The organism is Streptomyces sp. NPDC002602 (assembly GCF_042889445.1).
Taxonomy (GTDB): domain Bacteria; phylum Actinomycetota; class Actinomycetes; order Streptomycetales; family Streptomycetaceae; genus Streptomyces.
Window position 1 is genome coordinate 1 of sequence record NZ_JBIAQX010000008.1, and the last position, 16707, is coordinate 16707.

17 protein-coding genes are annotated in these 16707 nt (G+C 71.2%); 11 read left to right on the forward strand and 6 right to left on the reverse strand.

Going from position 1 to position 16707, the window contains the following annotated elements; all coding sequences use genetic code 11:
- Positions 1 to 221: 221 nt before the first annotated feature.
- Together ACFYW3_RS21820 and ACFYW3_RS21825 are read right to left on the reverse strand one after the other, a co-directional pair.
- Positions 222 to 743, reverse strand: a complete 522-nt coding sequence (locus tag ACFYW3_RS21820) for a hypothetical protein (RefSeq protein WP_351763672.1) — start codon at positions 741 to 743, stop codon at positions 222 to 224.
- Positions 744 to 869: 126 nt separating this feature from the next.
- The gene (locus ACFYW3_RS21825) at positions 870 to 2090 is read right to left on the reverse strand and encodes a saccharopine dehydrogenase C-terminal domain-containing protein (protein WP_351763670.1); all 1221 of its coding nucleotides are present in this window, start codon (positions 2088 to 2090) and stop codon (positions 870 to 872) included.
- Between the two features lie 137 nt (positions 2091 to 2227).
- On the opposite strand from ACFYW3_RS21825, the gene ACFYW3_RS21830 reads away from it, so the two are divergent.
- The 5 genes from ACFYW3_RS21830 to ACFYW3_RS21850 all read left to right on the forward strand — a co-directional run bounded on the left by ACFYW3_RS21830 (position 2228) and on the right by ACFYW3_RS21850 (position 7128).
- Positions 2228 to 2935, forward strand: a complete 708-nt coding sequence (locus tag ACFYW3_RS21830) for a TetR/AcrR family transcriptional regulator (RefSeq protein ID WP_351763668.1) — start codon at positions 2228 to 2230, stop codon at positions 2933 to 2935.
- Positions 2936 to 3036: 101 nt separating this feature from the next.
- Complete coding sequence (locus ACFYW3_RS21835) at positions 3037 to 3402, forward strand: antibiotic biosynthesis monooxygenase family protein (RefSeq protein WP_351763666.1); 366 nt, start codon at positions 3037 to 3039, stop codon at positions 3400 to 3402.
- A gap of 330 nt (positions 3403 to 3732) precedes the next feature.
- Positions 3733 to 5064: a hemolysin family protein gene (locus ACFYW3_RS21840; RefSeq protein WP_351763664.1), complete on the forward strand. Its 1332-nt coding sequence runs from the start codon at positions 3733 to 3735 to the stop codon at positions 5062 to 5064.
- Positions 5061 to 6089, forward strand: coding sequence for a hemolysin family protein (locus ACFYW3_RS21845; protein ID WP_389387016.1), 1029 nt, complete (start codon positions 5061 to 5063; stop codon positions 6087 to 6089). Before ACFYW3_RS21840 ends, ACFYW3_RS21845 begins: the two co-directional genes overlap by 4 nt.
- Before the next feature lie 298 nt (positions 6090 to 6387).
- A complete protein-coding gene (locus ACFYW3_RS21850) occupies positions 6388 to 7128 on the forward strand; it encodes an AAA family ATPase (protein WP_389387017.1) in 741 nt (246 codons plus the stop codon).
- Positions 7129 to 7210: 82 nt separating this feature from the next.
- Here ACFYW3_RS21850 and ACFYW3_RS21855 read toward each other — a convergent pair whose 3' ends face one another.
- Positions 7211 to 7978: an NPP1 family protein gene (locus tag ACFYW3_RS21855; protein WP_351763763.1), complete on the reverse strand. Its 768-nt coding sequence runs from the start codon at positions 7976 to 7978 to the stop codon at positions 7211 to 7213.
- Positions 7979 to 8719: 741 nt separating this feature from the next.
- Here ACFYW3_RS21855 and ACFYW3_RS21860 point away from each other — a divergent pair.
- A complete protein-coding gene (locus ACFYW3_RS21860; protein WP_389387018.1) occupies positions 8720 to 9517 on the forward strand; it encodes a CAP domain-containing protein in 798 nt (265 codons plus the stop codon).
- Between the two features lie 270 nt (positions 9518 to 9787).
- The gene (locus ACFYW3_RS21865; protein WP_389387019.1) at positions 9788 to 10219 is read left to right on the forward strand and encodes a pyridoxamine 5'-phosphate oxidase family protein; all 432 of its coding nucleotides are present in this window, start codon (positions 9788 to 9790) and stop codon (positions 10217 to 10219) included.
- A 138-nt stretch (positions 10220 to 10357) separates the two neighbouring features.
- On the opposite strand, the gene ACFYW3_RS21870 is transcribed toward ACFYW3_RS21865, so the two are convergent.
- The gene (locus ACFYW3_RS21870) at positions 10358 to 10852 is read right to left on the reverse strand and encodes a hypothetical protein (protein ID WP_351759176.1); all 495 of its coding nucleotides are present in this window, start codon (positions 10850 to 10852) and stop codon (positions 10358 to 10360) included.
- 644 nt (positions 10853 to 11496) lie between these two features.
- Here ACFYW3_RS21870 and ACFYW3_RS21875 point away from each other — a divergent pair.
- The 3 genes from ACFYW3_RS21875 (at position 11497) to ACFYW3_RS21885 (ending at position 13863) form a co-directional block, all read left to right on the forward strand.
- Positions 11497 to 12759 carry a serine hydrolase domain-containing protein gene (locus ACFYW3_RS21875; protein ID WP_389387020.1) on the forward strand — a complete coding sequence of 421 codons (1263 nt, stop codon included), beginning with the start codon at positions 11497 to 11499 and terminating at the stop codon, positions 12757 to 12759.
- 120 nt (positions 12760 to 12879) lie between these two features.
- Positions 12880 to 13101, forward strand: coding sequence for a hypothetical protein (locus ACFYW3_RS21880; protein WP_389387021.1), 222 nt, complete (start codon positions 12880 to 12882; stop codon positions 13099 to 13101).
- A gap of 39 nt (positions 13102 to 13140) precedes the next feature.
- Positions 13141 to 13863 carry a hypothetical protein gene (locus ACFYW3_RS21885; RefSeq protein WP_389387022.1) on the forward strand — a complete coding sequence of 241 codons (723 nt, stop codon included), beginning with the start codon at positions 13141 to 13143 and terminating at the stop codon, positions 13861 to 13863.
- A 49-nt stretch (positions 13864 to 13912) separates the two neighbouring features.
- Here ACFYW3_RS21885 and ACFYW3_RS21890 read toward each other — a convergent pair whose 3' ends face one another.
- Positions 13913 to 14809 (reverse strand): LysR family transcriptional regulator, encoded by an 897-nt coding sequence (locus ACFYW3_RS21890; RefSeq protein ID WP_389387023.1) that lies wholly within the window; start codon positions 14807 to 14809, stop codon positions 13913 to 13915.
- 77 nt (positions 14810 to 14886) lie between these two features.
- On the opposite strand from ACFYW3_RS21890, the gene ACFYW3_RS21895 reads away from it, so the two are divergent.
- Complete coding sequence (locus ACFYW3_RS21895; protein ID WP_389387024.1) at positions 14887 to 15609, forward strand: hypothetical protein; 723 nt, start codon at positions 14887 to 14889, stop codon at positions 15607 to 15609.
- 126 nt (positions 15610 to 15735) lie between these two features.
- Here the strand turns inward: ACFYW3_RS21895 and ACFYW3_RS21900 are convergent, their stop codons facing one another.
- Complete coding sequence (locus ACFYW3_RS21900) at positions 15736 to 16542, reverse strand: hypothetical protein (protein ID WP_389387025.1); 807 nt, start codon at positions 16540 to 16542, stop codon at positions 15736 to 15738.
- Positions 16543 to 16707 lie beyond the last annotated feature (165 nt).

Sequence of the window (16707 nt, forward strand, 5' to 3'; positions counted from 1 at the left end):
CGACGAACCCGACCCCCCGACCACCGACCCCACCGGCGGCGCGACACACGGCGCGACCCGCACATCGAGAGAAGGGCTGACAACTGCGGCGGCGTAAGACATGGAACCGTTCCTCCCCTGGACGGATGACTTGCAGGGCCCGTCTGCCCATGCGACGCGTTCTCACACCCCGCGCTCACGTCTTTTTTCCGTCGAGGGGAAAACGGCCTCGCGGCTCCCCCTCATCGAGGTCGGACGCCGAGGGTGGCCGCCATCCGCAGCAGAACGCGGTGCTGCCGAGCGGCGGTCCATGTCATCCACCCCATGAAGCCCGCCGCGAAGAGGGCGAAGACCACGGTCTGGAGGCCACTGGCCGTGAACCCCACCAGCACCACGATGGCCGTGAACATCAGGGCCAGGAACACCAGCGCCGCGCGACGGTGTCGAGTCGCCCGCAGCCTCTCCTGTACCAGGCGTCCCATGGTGGCCCGCTCGTCGGCGGATTCCGGGACCTGGTTGTGGCGCAGACGGTCGTCCAGTGACACGTACTCCTCGTTGGAGACGCCACCCGCCGCCCGGCGCTCGCGGCGGCGGACGAGGAGCAGGACGCCCAGCGCCCCGACGGCGCCCACCGCGGCACGCACGACGGCCTCCACCGGGGACTGCCCGGGACTGAGCAGCAGGATCACCCCCGCACCGATCGCGACCATGAACAACGCCTGAGCCCACAGGTGAGCGGCCAACCACTTGTTCAACGCTCTCACGCGTCTCCCCCAACCCTGTTGTCCTACAACGGCTTTGGGCGTCCTGTGCCCTGGAGCGGCGCGCCCATGCGGAGACGTGGGGCGGGTGGTGCTTGTCGAGGGTCTGCGCGGTAGCGCTCGGACCCGTCACTGCTCGCGCATGCCCCACGGGGATCCGTAGGCGGTGAGCAGGTCCAGGAAGGGGCGGGCGGGCAGGGCCTCGGGGCCCAGCACACCGGCGCCCTTCCAGGCGCCCGTGGCCAGGAGTTCCAGGGCCACGACGGGGTTGACGGCGGTCTGCCAGACCACGGCCTGGGAGCCGTACTCGCTCATGGACCACTCGTTGTCGACCACGTGGTACAGGTACACCTCGCGCGGCGCGCCGTCCTTCACGCCCTTCACCCAGGTGCCGGCGCAGGTCTTGCCGGACATGCGGTCGCCGAGGGTCGCCGGGTCGGGCAGGCAGGCGGCGACCACGTCCCGGGGGGACACGCGGACCGGGCCGTCCGGGCCGGGCACGGTCACCGGTTCGGTGCTGTCCAGACCGAGCGCGTGGAGGGTCTCGAGCTTGCCGATGAAGTCCTCGCCCAGGCCGTACTTGAAGGTGACCCGCCGGGCCCGGAGCCATCGGGGCATCAGCAGCACCTCCTCGTGTTCGACGTTGACGCACTCGACGGGGCCGATGCCCTCGGGGAAGTCGAATACCTCGGGCTCGCTGAACGGCTCGGTGGTGAACCAGCCGCGTCCCTCCTCGTACACCACGGGCGGGTTGAGACATTCCTCGATGGTGGTCCAGATGTTGAAGGAGGGGGCGAACTCGTATCCGTCGACGGTGAGGTTCGCGCCGTCGCGGACCCCGATTTCCTCGATCTCGTCGAAGAGCTCGTCCGCGGCGTGGCGGGCGAAGACGTCCGACAGGCCGGGTTCGACGCCCATGCCGACCAGCGCGAGGCGGTCCGCCGCGCGCCACGCGTCGGCCAGCTCGAACTGGGCGTCACCGAGCCGTACGCCGCACTGCTCGTAGGGGCGGTCCGGGTCCGGGTAGGAGAGGGACATGGCCATGTCGAGGTAGTGCGTGCCGGCGCCGAGGGCCGCCCGGAACAGGGGCATCACGAACCGCGGATCGGTGGCGTTGAGCAGGACGTCGTAGCCGCCGGAGGAGAGCAGGGCGGTCACGGCGGCCTCGTCGGAGGCATCGGCCCGGACGGCGTCGAAACGGGTCTCGGCCGGACCGAGCGCATGGACGGCCGCCTCGGCGCGGGAGAGGTCGTAGTCGGCGACGGTGACGTGGGTGAGGAACGTGCGGCGGGCGGCGATCCGGGATATCGCGGTGCCGACGCCGCCGGCACCCATCAGGAGGACGCGCATGGTCAGACCCTTCGTACGGGTGGGAGCGGGGTAACAGGGGAAGCCCGGAAGGCCTTCCCTCGGGGGATCAAACCCGCGCCGCCGAGTTAAGGTCAATGGTGTTGGCGTAAGGGTGCGAGTGGGATGGAGGGGCGATCATGGCGAAGCAGGTGGTGCCCGAGGAGGGGCGCAGGCGACGGCGGCCGACACGCACGGGAACGGTGCTGTCGGAGCGGCTGATCGTCGAGACGGCGCTGCGGATGCTGCGCGAGCACGGCAGCGCGGGGCTGAGCGCGCGCAGGTTGGGGGCCGCGCTCGGCGCCGATCCCAGCACCTTGTACCGGTACTTCGCGGGGATGGACGAGCTGACCCGGGCGATCGGCGAGGAGCTGATCGGGCGGGCACTGGACGGCTGGGCCGCGGGTGGGGACTGGCGGGCCGACCTGCGCGAGCTGGGGCTGCGGATCCACCGGGCGTATCTGGCGCATCCGCAGGCGGCGGTGCTGACGGCGAGCCGGGTGAGCGGACGGCCCCGGGAGATCGCCGCGGACGAGGCCGTGCTGGGGGTGCTGCGGACGGCCGGTTTCGAGGATCCGGCGGCCGTGCGGATCTATCACGCGTTCATCGACCAGAGCCTGGCCTTCTCCGCGCTGGACGCCGGGGCCCTGGCGCTGGCCGAGGAGGACCGCTCCGCGGACGAGGCCATGTGGGAGACGACGTACGCGGCCCTGCCCGCGGACCGCTACCCGCACATCGCGGCCACGGCGGGGCTGCTGGCGGCGCGGATGGCGGACAGTGCGTATCCGGTGGCGCTGGAGATGCTGCTGGAGAGCGCGGCGGCGCGGCTGGCCGCGGGCGGCCGGTGACGTCGGTTCGACGGGGAGCGCCGGTGGACCGCCGCGGCATTCGATCGGGGAAACGCGCGCGACGGGAGGCAACAAAGGCTCCCCGCACGGAAGATGGCTCCATGACCGTTATCGCGACCATCGACTCGACCCGTCCCGTGACGACGCTGATCAACGTCTTCACGGTCGCCCCCGAGCACCAGCAGGAGCTGACCGATCTGCTGGCACGCGCCACCGAGGAGACGATGAAGCACCAGCCGGGCTTCGTCAGCGCCACCTTCCACGCCAGCCAGGACGGGCGACGTGTGATCAACTACGCCCAGTGGGAGTCCGAGGAGCACTATCACGCGGTGCTGGCCGACCCCGAGGCCCGCGCCCACATGAAGGCGGCGTCCGCCCTCGCGACCGACATCCAGCCGCGACTGTTCCGCGTGACCTCCTCCCACCGCAAGGACGAGCCGACCCCTGGCGGGCACGTCGGGGCATGATCCGGCGCTCACCCCTCCGATCACCCCTCGATCACCCCTCGCATTTTCTACAGAGCTGTAGAAACATGGGGCGCGGGACACCCGGACCGACCCCTTTGCCGATCCTTTACCATGGAGGCCGGGTGTCCCCGCCGGGTGTCCGCGCCGGGTGGCCTCGCTCGCGGATCACCGCGAGCAGTCCGACCGCATGACCCCCGATGAAGACCGATCAGACCCCGTTGAAGACCGATGAAGAAGAAGGAGCAGCAGACCCGCGATGGGTGAACCTCCCAGTCCGAGCCGTGCCACGTCCTGCCCGCGGATCCTCAGCCCGGGAGCGGGGGTGGCACGGTGACCCAGGTCCTGCTGCTGCTCCTGGCGCTCGCGCTGACGCTGGCGTGCGCGGTGTTCGTCGCCGCCGAGTTCTCTCTGACCACCGTCGAGCGCAGTGAGCTCGACCGCGCCGTCGCGGCGGGCGAGCGCGGCGCCGAGAGCGCGTTGAAGGCCGCCAAGCGCCTCACCTTCCAGCTCTCCGGGGCCCAGCTCGGCATCACGGTGACCTCGCTGGTCATCGGCATGCTGGCCGAGCCCGCCGTCTCCGCGCTGCTGCGCGGGCCGCTCGAAGCGGCCGGCCTGCCCGCCGGCGCCGTGTCGACCACCGCGACCCTGCTGGGCGTGGCCCTGTCGACGGTGGTGCTGATGGTGGTCGGCGAACTCGTACCGAAGAACTGGGCCATCGCCCGGCCGCTCGCCGTCGCGAAGGTCGTCGCCGGCCCCCAGCGCGCGTTCACCGCCGCGTTCGCCCCGCTCATCCGGCACCTGAACAACGCCGCGAACCGGCTCGTACGGCGCTTCGGCCTGGAGCCCGCCGAGGAGTTGGCCTCCGCCCGCACTCCGGAGGAACTGGTCGCACTGGTCCAGCACTCCGCCCGGGCGGGCGCGATCGAGGCCGACTCGGCCGAGCTGTTCGTCAAGACCCTGCACCTGGCCGAGCTGACCGCGGAGAACGTGATGACCCCGCGCGTGGACGTCCGGGCGCTGGAGGCCCGCGCGACGGCCACCGACGCCGCGCACCTGACCCTGACCACCGGCATCTCCCGGTTCCCCGTCTACCGCGACACGCTGGACGAGGTCATCGGCACGCTCCACATCCGTGACGTGCTGGCGTTGGACGAGGACGAGCGCGGCAGGACACCGGTCACGGACCTGATGACCTCCGCGCTGCTCGTGCCGCACTCCCTCCCGGTCGACACGCTCCTGGGACGGCTGCGCAGGGCCCGCACCATGGCCGTGATCATCGACGAGTACGGCGGCACCGCGGGCGTCGCGACGGTCGAGGACATCGTCGAGGAGGTCGTCGGCGAGGTCCGCGACGAGCACGACCCCGTCGAGGTCCCCGCCCTCATCGAGGGACCGGACGAGGACGGCCGACGCACCTGGGAGGTCGACGGCGGCATCCGCGTAGACGAACTCCAGGAGATCGGCTTCGACGTCCCCGAAGGCCCCTACGAGACGGTCGCCGGTCTCCTCGCCTCCGTCTTGGAGCGCATCCCCGTCGAGGGCGACAACGTGAGGTTGGACGGCTGGGAGCTGTCCGTCCTCGACATAGACCACCACCGGGCGGACCGGGTCTCGATCGTCGCCCCCGCCGATTCCGTCGTCGACCGGGAGCAGAGCCGATGACCGCGATCCAGTTGTTGATCGGCGCGTTCACCCTCGTCACCAACGCCTTCTTCGTCGGGGCCGAGTTCGCGCTGATCTCGGTGCGCCGCAGTCAGATCGAACCGGCGGCGCTCAAGGGCGACCGGCGGGCGAAGAGCACCCTGTGGGCGCTCGAACACCTCTCGGCGATGATGGCCACCGCCCAACTCGGCATCACGGTCTCGTCGCTGGTCCTCGGCGCGGTCGCCGAGCCCGCCATCGCGCACCTGCTGGAGCCCCCTTTCGAGGCGATCGGCATCCCCGAGGGGCTGATCCATCCGATCGCGTTCGTCGTCGCGCTGACCGCGGCGACGTACCTGCACATGCTGATCGGCGAGATGGTCCCCAAGAACATCGCGCTCGCCTCGCCCGCCCCGACGGCGCTCCTGCTCGGGCCGCCCCTCGTCACCCTCACCCGGGCGCTGCGTCCGTTCGTCTTCGGCATCAACGCCTTCGCCAACACACTGCTGCGGCTGCTCAAGGTCGAGCCGAAGGACGAGATCGCCTCCGTGTTCAACGACGACGAGCTCGCCCGGCTGATCAAGGACTCCAGCGCCGCCGGCCTCATCGACCCCGAGGACGGCGAACGCCTACGCGACGCCCTCGAGCTCGGAAGGCGGGCCGTCGGCGAGGTGATGGTGCCGCTCGGCGACACGGTCACCGTGGGGCACGAGATCACCCCGCGCGGGCTGGAGCGCATCGCGGCCGAGTGCGGCTACTCCCGCCTGCCCGTCACCGGCCCCGGCGGGACGATCCTCGGCTACCTCCACATCAAGGACGCCCTCGCGGCCCACGACCGTGCGGCGCCGTTCCCCCGCGGCGCCCTGCACCCGATCGTCAAGGTCTCCCTCGGTACCCCGATGGACGACACGATGACCGCCATGCGGGATGCCGGAACCCACCTGGCCGCCGTCACCGGCGACGAGGGCGATGTCCTCGGCTTCGTCACCATGGAGGACCTCCTGGAGGAACTCGTCGGCGCGGCCACGCACGAAGGCGACGCCTGACGCGTCCCGTCGGCCGGCGCCTCGCGGTGCCGGCCGACGGGAGGTGCGCCCCGCGGGCCGTTCCGTCGTGACGGAACGGCCCGCGGGGCGCACCTGCTTGTCGATCCCCCCGCCGGGTCCGGTTCGGCACCGGGGTAGCGTCTGCCGGTGTATCCCCGTCCTGACGTTCTTCCACGGCACCGTCGACTTCCACGGCTCCGTCGACCGAAGGCGACCGCGCGACGTCGCGGGCAGTGTCCTGCCCGCCGTCGGCCCGCGGGCCGACGGGGGCGTCGTACGGAGCGAGGGGCGGGCCCACATGAGCGGCATGGAACAGGCAGACCCGGCGGCATTGCGGCCGCGCGGTCTCGTGGACCTGCGGGGACGTGACGTGGGGGCGGACCGCCTGTCCTATCCCCCGGGTGCGGTGGTGGTCATATCGGGGCTGCCGGGCAGCGGCAAGAGCACCCTGTTGCGGGCCTGGTCCCCCGGCACGCTCACGGTCGATCCCCGCGACGTCCGCGAGTCCTGCCGGGCCCGGGTGCCGGCCCGACTGCCCTACGCGGTGTACCGGCCGTGGGCCCGGATCGAGTACGTACGGAGACTGCGCGAGGCCCTCGGCACGGGCAGGCCGCTGCTGGTCCACGACTGCGGGAGCCGGCCCTGGATCCGCCGCTGGCTGGCGAGGTCGGCGGCGCGACACGGCCGGGAACTCCACGTGGTGATGCTGGCCGTGTCCGCCGCGGACGCGCTCGCGGGCCAGGAGGCCCGCGGCCGGTGGGCACCGGCGCGGGTCTTCGCCCGCCACCACCGACGGCTGGAGCGGCTGCTCCTGGGGCTGGAGGCGCCCCGGCGGCTGCCGCCGAGGCCGGGAGAGCCCGTGCCGGTCCCGCACGGGCTGGCCGAAGCCTCGTCGCTCGTGGTCCTCGACCGCGCGTTGCGCGGGCGCTTCACGTCCGTCGGCTTCGACCGGGGCGTCCCGGCCCGCAGCCGCTCCGGCCCGCCGGTGGGCATCCCGGGGGAGCCGGCTCCACGCCGCGTGCCGACACCGCGGCCGTGACGACCGGGGCCCGGCCGGACCCGCTCGGGTCTCCCTCGTCGGCCCCGCCCCGGTCCTCGTGGCCGGGCGCCTTGGGTCGCGTCTACTGGTACGGGTCGAAGGGGATGCCCGCCGGTTTGGCCTTCGCGAGGTGGGACGAGAAGGAGTCGTCCTTCAGGCCGAAGTGCGCACTGCCGAAGTCGGCCTGGCTGAGCTTGTCCCGCAGCGTCGCCGGGTAGCCCGACCAGCCCACGAGCGCGGGGAACTGCCAGGTGCCGCGGTGGTTCTCGGGCGGCTCGTCGTTCGTGTTCGCCGCGCGGAAGCAGTGCGTTCCGACGCCGTCCTTGTGGTAGACGACCTTGGCGTGCGTGCCGTCCCAGCGGATCCGGTCGCGCGCGTGGAGGTTGAAGTCACCGTGGGCGGAGGTGGCGACGTACTTCGCCTCGTTCCCTTGGATCCACACCACGACGTGTTCCCAGTCGTGGCGATGGCCGCCGAGCCCGATGCCGGGTATGGCCTGGTCCTTCTCGAAGTACAGCGCGTACACCACGGCGCACCACCCGTTGTTGCACTTGGCGCGGGAGTAGCTGTTGGTGTTGGCGAGGTCCGAGGCATCGCGGCAGTTGCCGTTCAGGGCCCCGCTGGGTTTGAGACCGCCGTTCAGGACTCCGGTCGGCCCGATGGCGGGTGTCGGGTAGCAGCCGTCCGTGTCGTAGTCGAAGGCCGGTTGGAAGGTCAGCTCGACGGCATCGGCGTTGGTGGGGAGCGCCGGGGGCGGAGCCGCGAAGGCCGTCTGGGCGACGGCGACGACCAGTGCGAGGGCGGTGCCGACGACGACGGATGATCTCCGGATGTGATGACTGGTCCGCACAACAGGCCTCCGGCCGTTCGATTTCGGGGGTGACGCGTGGTTCCCGACCGTGTCGGTCGGCGCGCCGGGAGCATCATTGGCGAACCTCGACGGCACAGCAAGGGTCCCGGCAACAGGTGTTCACCGGCCGCCGCGGCACACAACACGTTGAAACTCAGGGCAAGTTGGGGACATTCGGGGGTGTGGTCGCGGCCTGCCGCGCGGGCGGGCGGGCGGAGATCGCCGGCCCTCGACCCTTGGGACGTCCGTCGACGCCTGAGCGGGACTCCCCCGAAGGTCGTTTCGGCCGGTCCGACGATCAGGTCGACGCACCCGGGCGCGAACGCGGCGCACGGCCGCCGAACGGCGCATGGTTCCGCTCGAAACAGTGACATGAGTCACGGGGCGTCGAGAGATCACGGAACCATTACGTCCACTACCGGCTCCCGGACATATAGAGATTTGTCCGTTGGGGATCGACATTCCCCTCTCCACCGAAATGGGCGTCTCGGGGAATGAGACGAACCGAGGCGATCAGGCCTGCCCCATGGGTTCCTGATGGAGCATCACGCGTCTCACGGATCATGTCGGCCGGCCGGTCAGCACGACTCCCCGCCCATTTCAAGCCCGGTGAGCGGCGCCGGCGCGCGAGTCGACGCCGAGACTTGCCAGCCCCTTCCGAGGCTTCTAAGAATGGCGGCCCGCCCGGCGCTCCAGCAGCTCAGGCGCAGGACGCTTCGCAGAAACCAAGTGAGGTCACGCATGAAGCACCGCAAGAGGACGCACTACAAGAAAATATCGATCGCCGCCGTCACCCTGGGCATCGTGGGCATACCCACCGCCGCCATGGCGTGCCTGGACACCCAGGAGTCCGGTGCGGCGACCGCCACCGGCCGGCACGTGCGCCCCTCCCACAGTGTCCCCACCACCAGTGCCCCCACCCCCGACGCATCGCTCCAGAACCTGGCGGGCGACGCGAGCACCCCGATCGCGACGGTCGAACCGTCCACGGCGTCCGCGCCGCCGGCCCCGGTCACGCACCGTCCGCACAAGACGAAGCCGTCGACCGGCGCGAAGAAGCCCCCCACGGCGACGAAGCCCGTGAGGCCGTCGGAGCCGTATCCGGCCCCCCCGACGGCCCCCGTCGCCACGACGCAGCCGACCAGCCCGACCGTGCCGTCCTCCGGTCCGGCCGCCGAGGTGGTGGCCCTCGTCAACCAGGAGCGCGCCAAGGCCGGGTGCTCGGCGCTCACCGTCAATGCGAAGCTGACGACCGCCGCGCTGAACCACAGCAAGGACATGGCCGCGCACTCCAACATGTCGCACACCGGCTCCGACGGCTCGGACCCGGGCGCGCGCATCACCCGTGCCGGCTACAGCTGGATGACCTACGGCGAGAACGTCGCCTACGGATACAGCACGCCCGAGCAGGTCATGAACGGCTGGATGAACAGCCCCGGGCACCGGGAGAACATCCTCAACTGCGCGTTCAAGGAGATCGGTGTCGGCCTCGCGGAGCCGAACTCCTACTGGACGCAGGACTTCGGCGCCGCGCGCTGACCTCGGCGGATCACCATCTCACGGCCTTCGGCGGGGGCGACCTGGTCAGGTCTCCCCCGCCGAAGGCCGTGCCGCGCCGTGCCGCGCCGCGCCGAGCAGGGCCACGACCGAGACCCACACAGAGGTCCCGCTGTCGGAGGGTCCGTCGCGCGGCGACCGGTGCCGGGGATTCGGGTGGGCCCCTGCGCCATGCGGGTGAGAAGCGGGGAACGCGGGCGCAGCGGGGCAGATTCCTCTCATGGAAGGTCTTCCCCACCGAAGGAGTGTGCCGTGGCCCTGTCCCGTACCGAGCGTGAGCAGTTCCTCGCCGAGCCCCATGTCGCCGCCTTCGCGGTGAGCGCGGGCACGGACGGTGGGCGCGCGCCGCTGACCGTCCCCATCTGGTACCAGTACGCTCCCGGCGGCGACCTCTGGATCATGACCGGCCGGGACTCCCGAAAGGCCGAACTGATCGGGTCCGCAGGCCGGTTCACGCTCATGGTGGACCGCCTGGAGCCGACGATCCGGTACGTGTCCGTCGAGGGACCGGTCATCTCGACGGCGCCGGCCCGACGCGAACAGCTCGTGGAGATCGCCTCACGGTACCTGCCGGCGGAGAAGGTGGACGGCTACGTCGACTTCGCCTGGAAGGACCACGGTGCGCAACTCGTGTTCCACATGCGCCCGCAGCGGTGGGTGAGCTCGGACCTCGGGACGGTCTGACCACGGCGGAAGGACGGCCACGGCCGCACACACATCATGGCCGCACACGCGTCACGGCCGACCGCGCGGTGCGGCCGGCCGTGACGGCGGACATCCACTCAGGTCCGGTGCGCTGACGGGCAGGACCGGGCGCAGTGGTTAGACGGGCGTGCCCGCGAGGGTCGTGAAGCCCGGGGCGCACGCCGCGGGGAGGGTCGCGGGGGTGAACGGCGTCGTGCTGCTGGTGACGCAGCGGGCCTGGTGCAGCCTCCCGTTGCCGCCCAGCAGGGTGATGTAGAGGTGGCCGGGGTCCTCCTCGGTGACCGAGACGGCGGTGCCGCGGGCGCACTTGGGCGCGCCGTCGAGCAGACCGAGGTTGATCCAGACACCCGGGTTGCGGCTGTCGTTGAGGAACGCGTGGCCCTGACGGTCGGTCGCCGCGCGGAACACGGTCTCGAACAGAACACTCCCGCGGTAGTCGACCACGGCCGAGCTGACGTCACGGTCCGTCTGACACTTGCGGCTGTCGGGCGAGGCCGGGGCGCCCTTGGATTCCGGGCCGTCGGCGACCGCGGACGGCACTGCCAGCGCTCCCAGGAGCATGGCCCCCGATACTGCCGCGACACCGCGTGCAGCCCAAGCGAGCTTCCTCATGTGTTTCCTTCCGGTGAGTGCGAGCCCGCCCTCCGATGACGCGAGGGCAGGCGTTCGTGGACAGGGGCGACCGACGCCCGATCCGCGCGCCGACTGCCGACCCGTGTCGGGAGGCCGAGGTCTCCGTCCACGATGTGGGCCATGGCCCTGTCCGGGAGAGAACCTCGCACGCCCACCCCGCACATATCCGCACACCATTCCGAACCATCACCCGCAAGGGTGTGCTGTAGCCCCGAATGGAAGGGAGCAGGCAGCGCCGACCGGCCCCGACCGAACCGATCGGGTCCCGGCCGTCGAGTTGGCGGAACTGCCGGGCATCAGCCGGATAGACCGGATCAATACGGCCCTCGTCCGGCGCCGCACCGGACGTACGGGCCCGCTGCTCCTGTCTGCGGCGGCGCGGCGGCCAAAACGACGTGGTCCGACCACGGGGGCCCGGGCCCGAGGCTGCGGCCCGAAGGCCGTGATGGGGGCCCCGGGGGTCCGACGGTGAACGCGCGGGGCGGGCGCACGGGGCGGGCGGCGCGTCCGGTGGTCGGTTCGACGTCGCGCGTGGCGGGTGGGCCGCTCCTACCATGGTGGAAGACACCGTCGGGGGCTCGGGAAACGCTTGTCCGATCGACCCGGACCAGAGGTGAACGACCATGGGCAGGTATCGCCCGTCGCATGCTCGGCGCTCCATCCGGGCCGCCATACCCGCCGTGGCGGCCGTCCTGCTCGCCGCCCTGTGCGCGGGGACCACGCCGGACCGGGCGGTCGCCTCCGCGCGGCAGGACCTCGATCCCGCGACCGTGGGGAAACTGGACGCGGCGATCACGAAGATCATGGACGAGGCCCACGTACCGGGTCTCAACGTCGGCCTGTGGATCCCCCGGCGCGGGACGTACGAGAAGTCCTTCGGTGTCGCGAACACGAAGACCGGGACTCCCATGAAGTCCGACCTCTACACGAGGATCGGAAGCATCACGAAGACGTTCACCGTCACGGGCGTCCTCCAGTTGGTCGACGCGGGCAAGGTCGCGCTCGACGACCCGATCTCCCGGTACGTCACCGGTGTCCCCGGCGGTGACTCCATCACCCTGCGCCAACTGGCGGGGATGCGCAGCGGCCTCTTCAACTACACCGAGGACAAGGCGTGGTTGGCGCGACTGCGCGCCGACCCGCATCGGGCCTACACCCCGCGCGAGCTCCTGGACATCGCCTTCAGTCACCCGCCGAACTTCGCCCCCGGCACCAAGTGGCAGTACAGCAACACCAACACCGTGCTGCTCGGCATGATGATCGAGAAGGTCAGCGGGCAGAACCTCGGTGACTACCTCGAGGAACACGTCTTCGCGCCGCTGAAGTTGAACGACACCTCGCTGCCCGACAACAGCGCCATCCCCGACCCGCACGCCCACGGGTACACGGACTTCACGCCGGACGACAGCGTCACCGACGCCACCAACTGGAATCCCTCGTGGGGCTGGGCCGCCGGCGCGGCCATCTCCGACCTCGACGACCTGCACACCTGGGCTCCCGCGCTGGCGAACGGCACGCTCCTCACCGAGGAAACACAGGCCGAACGGATGAAGACCCGATCGGTCGGCGTTCCCGGAGCCGCTTACGGCCTCGGCATCCTCGACTTCAACGGCTGGCTCGGCCACAACGGGGAGCTGCCCGGCTACGAGTCCATCGCCGCGCAGCTCCCGGCCGAGGACGCGACCCTCGTGGTACTGATCAACACCGACATCGACTACAAGGGCGAGAACCTGTCCTCGATGATCGGGAACGCGGTCACCTCCATCGTGACGCCCGACCACGTCTGGCCCGTCCCGCCGGCGCGACCGTCGGCGGCTCCGAGCGGCCCGACCGATCCGAGTACGCCGAGCAGCGGGGGCGGACCCGGTAGGGCCCCGGCACGGTAGGTCTGGTTCGGCCCACGCGGGGCCGTGTGCGTGGAGGGCCGTGACCGCCATGGCCGCGTCGAAGGAGCCGTCGGGGAAGGGCGGGGACTCGGCAGATGCCGCCACCTTCGTCGGGCCGGGGTGTCGGTCGAGCATGACCCGGGAGGGACCCACCACTGTCACCTCGACGAGGGCTACTGGGACCTGGTGCTCGCTCCGCACCGGCCACGCATGCCCGCCGTGCTGGGCGCGGACGTCCTCCACCGCGCCGGGCGGTTGACGGACGACGAGGGGCGGCCCGAGACGACGCACGCCCCGGTACCGGGCCCGGGGGCGGCGCGGGGAGCGAAGGGTGCCGTGTGACCATGGCACTTCGGCACATCAGCACCTCATGGGGGGACCATGCGCACCCGTACCACCGCCGTCTCGACCGGCCTCGCCACCGCCCTCGCGGCGTTGCTCGTCCTGGCCGGTTGCACCTCGCCCGACGGGAGCCCCCGCGGGGGCGGGAGCGGCGCCGCCACTCCCCCTCCCGGGGCGTCCACCGTGCCGGGCGGCGCCGGAGGGTACGAGGGTCCCCGGCCGCAGGACCAGAATCTGCTGGCCTGGACCGGTGACCCCAACGACGCGGGGCACGTGACGGCGCAGTCCGTCGCGGGCGTGGCCGGACGGGTCACACTGGTGCGGATCGTGCTGCGCGAGCGGACGCCGTGGTCCAACATCTGGTTGGGGCTGGCCGGCGTCGACCCCAACGCCCGACTCTCCGACTGCTACCTCGGTGTCTACGACGCCCGCGGGGCCCTGCGCGCGTCCACCGCGGACATCTCGCCGCAGCTCATGACCGACGCGATAGCCAAACCGCTGCCCCTGTCCAAGCCCTTCACCGCCGAACCCGGCACCTACTTCGTGGCCCTGCTCCTCAACGGGAATTGGGCCACCAACGGCCTCACCCTCAAGTCGACGGGAGCCGGGATCTCGGTGAACGCGGGACTGACCCCGCCGAACCTCCGCTACAGCACCGTACTGACCGGGCAGACCTCGCTCCCGGCCACCGTGAACCTCGCCGAGCAATCCACCAGCACGATCAATACCGGCTGGGCCAGCCAGTGGTACGCCGTCTCCTGAGGTGGCGTACCCATTGCTGTGGGCGTCCTCCACGTTCTCCACTCTCACGTCACGTGATCGGCGAGGTCCCGAGGATGAGGTCGATCAACTGCCTCACGGGAGCGGTGGGGTTGGCGGGGTGTACGAGTTCGGTGCGGTGGATCAGGCGTGGTGCGCCGATCCGGACCGCCGCGACGGCCGGCAGGGCGGTGGCCGAGGACAGGGGCAGTGCCGCGAGTCCGTGGCCGGCCGCGGCGAGCGCGGCGAGGCCGAACAGGTCGGTTCCGCGGTGGCGGATCCGCGAAGTGAATCCGTCGGCGCGGCACACGGTGCGCAGCCGCTCGAGCGGTACGGCGCTGTCGGGGGCGTCGATCCACTGGGCCTGGGTGAGGTCGGGCAGCCGCAGCGATCGGCGCTCCGCCAGCGGGTGGTCGAGGGGAAGGATCACCGCCAGGGGCTCCTCGGCCGCGGCAAGGGTGGTGGTGGTGGGGCCGAGGTCCGGCAGTGGCAGGGGGTCGCTGGGGGCGGTGATGCCGTCGATCAGCCCGAGGTCGGCCCGTGCGGTGAGTACGTCCCCGATGACCGCTTCCCGGCTCAGGACGCGCACCTCCACGTCCACGCGGGTGCCGGCCCGCAGTCGGGCGAGAGCCCGAGCCACCACCGTACCGAGGGCGGCGGGCGAGCAGGCGAGGGCGAGTCGGCTGGTGGGGACCTGGTTCAGCCGGGCGATGTCGGCACGGGCGGCGTCGAGTCGCAGCAACAGGGCGGGAACGTGTTCCATCAGCCGGGCACCGGCCGGTGTGGGCGCCACGGGCCGGCGTTCGACCAGTCTGGTGCCCAAGTCGGTCTCGAGTGCGGCGATGTGCTGGGACACCGCGGACTGGGTGTAGCCGAGGGCCGAGGCGGCGGTGGAGAAGGAGCGGTGGTCGAGGACCGCGACGAAGGTGCGCAGCAGATGCGGATCCATGCACATCAGTATCACTGATGCGCGTACCGCACATCATCGTTGGACCTGATGACCGGTTGTTCAGCAGGATGGCTGCCATGAACCCCACCGCACGCGTCGCCCTCGTGGGCGACCGTTCCGACTCCGTCCACTCCCACGTTCGCGTCCCCGGCTTGATCGAGGCGCTGCGCCTGCGGGACGGGCTGGACCTGGACGCCTACTGGATCCCCACCGAGGAGGCCGGGCTGGGGACGGACGGCTTCGACGCGGTCTGGGTCCTGCCCGGCAGCCCGTACCGCAGCGAGAGCGGTGTCCTGAAGGCGATCCGTTCGGCACGCGAGAACGACGTTCCCTTCCTGGGCACCTGCGGCGGTTTCCAGCACGCGCTGTTGGAGTTCGCCCGCGACGTCTGCGGTCTGGAGCGCGCCCGACACACCGAGAACGATCCGACGGCCGCACCCGAGGACGCCGTCGTCGTCCCCCTGTCCTGTTCACTGGTGGGCCACGAGGGGACCGTGAGGGTGGCGCCGGACTCGCGCGCGGCCCAGTTGCTGGGGGCCGCCCGGACCCGGGCGCGCTACCAGTGTGCCTACGGACCCAATCCGTACCACCTGGAACTCCTGCGGGCACACGGGCTGACCTTTCCGGGCACCGACGAGTCCGGTGAGGTCCGCATCGTCGAACTGTCCACGCACCCTTTCTTCCTGGCCACGCTCTTCCAGCCCGAACTCGACGGCGACGGCACCCGCGCCCACCCGCTGATCAGCGGATTCGCCGCGGCTGCCGTCGAACACGCACGGACTCGCACCGGCACCGTCTGACGACACGTCCGGTCACACGGGTCGCACGTCGACGTCCCGCGCGTCCACGTGCGCGAGGGGCTGTTCTCCCGGCCGGGCTCCGCCTTGCCGGTGGAAACAGCCCCGACGCACCACGCCTGGTTCGGATCAGACGGTGGCCGCCGCCACTGCCTTGTCGGCGGGCGCCGCCGGCGTCACGGCGGCCACGGCGTCGGGCCGGGTGGCCGTGTAGTAGACCGTGGAGCCCTGCTTGGCGCGCTCGGCCAGGCTACGGGCGACCAGACGCTCGGTGCTCGTACGCACCAGGTTGTCGTTGAGGCTGCGGTCCGGGTGCGCGACCGCCAAGGCCTGGGAGATCTCGGCGGCCGTCTTCGGCTCCGTCTGACCGGTCAGGTGCTGGTGGATCAGTTCCGTCAGGGGAACCTGGTTCTTGTCCGACGAGGCCGCCTTCTTGGCCACGGGCTTCTTCGCGGCGGCCGGCTTGGCGGCGGACTGCTTGGCGGCGGACTGCTTCGGCTCGGCCACCACGGCGGCGGCCTTCGTCTCCGTCGACTTCGGCGCGGCGGCCTTGGTCGTCGCGGACTTCGGCGCGGTGGACTTGGTCGCGGTGGACTTGGTCGCCGTGGACTTCGGCGCGGACGACGTCTTCGTCGCCGTCGACTTCTTCGCGGAGCCGGTGGCCGCGGTCTTCGCTCCTGTCTGCTTCCTCGTGGGCGCGGTGACCGCCGCGGGCTTCTTGCCGGTGCGCGGACCGGGCACCGCCAGGGCGTTGTCGCCGAGCGCGGCACGCATTCCGACAAGGAGTTCGTGGTCCTGCTCCAGGCCGGCCAGACGTTCCTGCAGGGAGGTGATCTCCCCTCGGATGCGGTCCTGTTCGGCGGTGTTCAGATCAAGGTCTGCGGTGACCTTGTCGGCGTACTGGGACTTGAGAGTGGGAATCTCCTGCGTGGGCATGAGGGCTCCTCGATCGATGTGTGTGGTGCGGACTCTACCCACGCTGCCTGTGAAGTGTGTTGGTGTGGGCAATTCCGCTGACCTGAGACCGGTTGACTGCTACCCGTTCTCGAACGCCCTACGCCGACGTCCCGTTCGACTGAGGGGACACCGCGCGGGGCCGCA

Coding starts and splice junctions, on each gene's coding strand:
- ACFYW3_RS21900 (WP_389387025.1), bottom strand. CDS start 16,542: ATGCCCACGCAGGAGATTCCCACTCTCAAGTCCCAGTACGCCGACAAG.
- ACFYW3_RS21845 (WP_389387016.1), top strand. CDS start 5,061: ATGACCGCGATCCAGTTGTTGATCGGCGCGTTCACCCTCGTCACCAAC.
- ACFYW3_RS21870 (WP_351759176.1), bottom strand. CDS start 10,852: ATGAGGAAGCTCGCTTGGGCTGCACGCGGTGTCGCGGCAGTATCGGGG.
- ACFYW3_RS21875 (WP_389387020.1), top strand. CDS start 11,497: ATGGGCAGGTATCGCCCGTCGCATGCTCGGCGCTCCATCCGGGCCGCC.
- ACFYW3_RS21860 (WP_389387018.1), top strand. CDS start 8,720: ATGAAGCACCGCAAGAGGACGCACTACAAGAAAATATCGATCGCCGCC.
- ACFYW3_RS21835 (WP_351763666.1), top strand. CDS start 3,037: ATGACCGTTATCGCGACCATCGACTCGACCCGTCCCGTGACGACGCTG.
- ACFYW3_RS21885 (WP_389387022.1), top strand. CDS start 13,141: ATGCGCACCCGTACCACCGCCGTCTCGACCGGCCTCGCCACCGCCCTC.
- ACFYW3_RS21825 (WP_351763670.1), bottom strand. CDS start 2,090: ATGCGCGTCCTCCTGATGGGTGCCGGCGGCGTCGGCACCGCGATATCC.
- ACFYW3_RS21890 (WP_389387023.1), bottom strand. CDS start 14,809: ATGGATCCGCATCTGCTGCGCACCTTCGTCGCGGTCCTCGACCACCGC.
- ACFYW3_RS21850 (WP_389387017.1), top strand. CDS start 6,388: ATGAGCGGCATGGAACAGGCAGACCCGGCGGCATTGCGGCCGCGCGGT.
- ACFYW3_RS21830 (WP_351763668.1), top strand. CDS start 2,228: ATGGCGAAGCAGGTGGTGCCCGAGGAGGGGCGCAGGCGACGGCGGCCG.
- ACFYW3_RS21895 (WP_389387024.1), top strand. CDS start 14,887: ATGAACCCCACCGCACGCGTCGCCCTCGTGGGCGACCGTTCCGACTCC.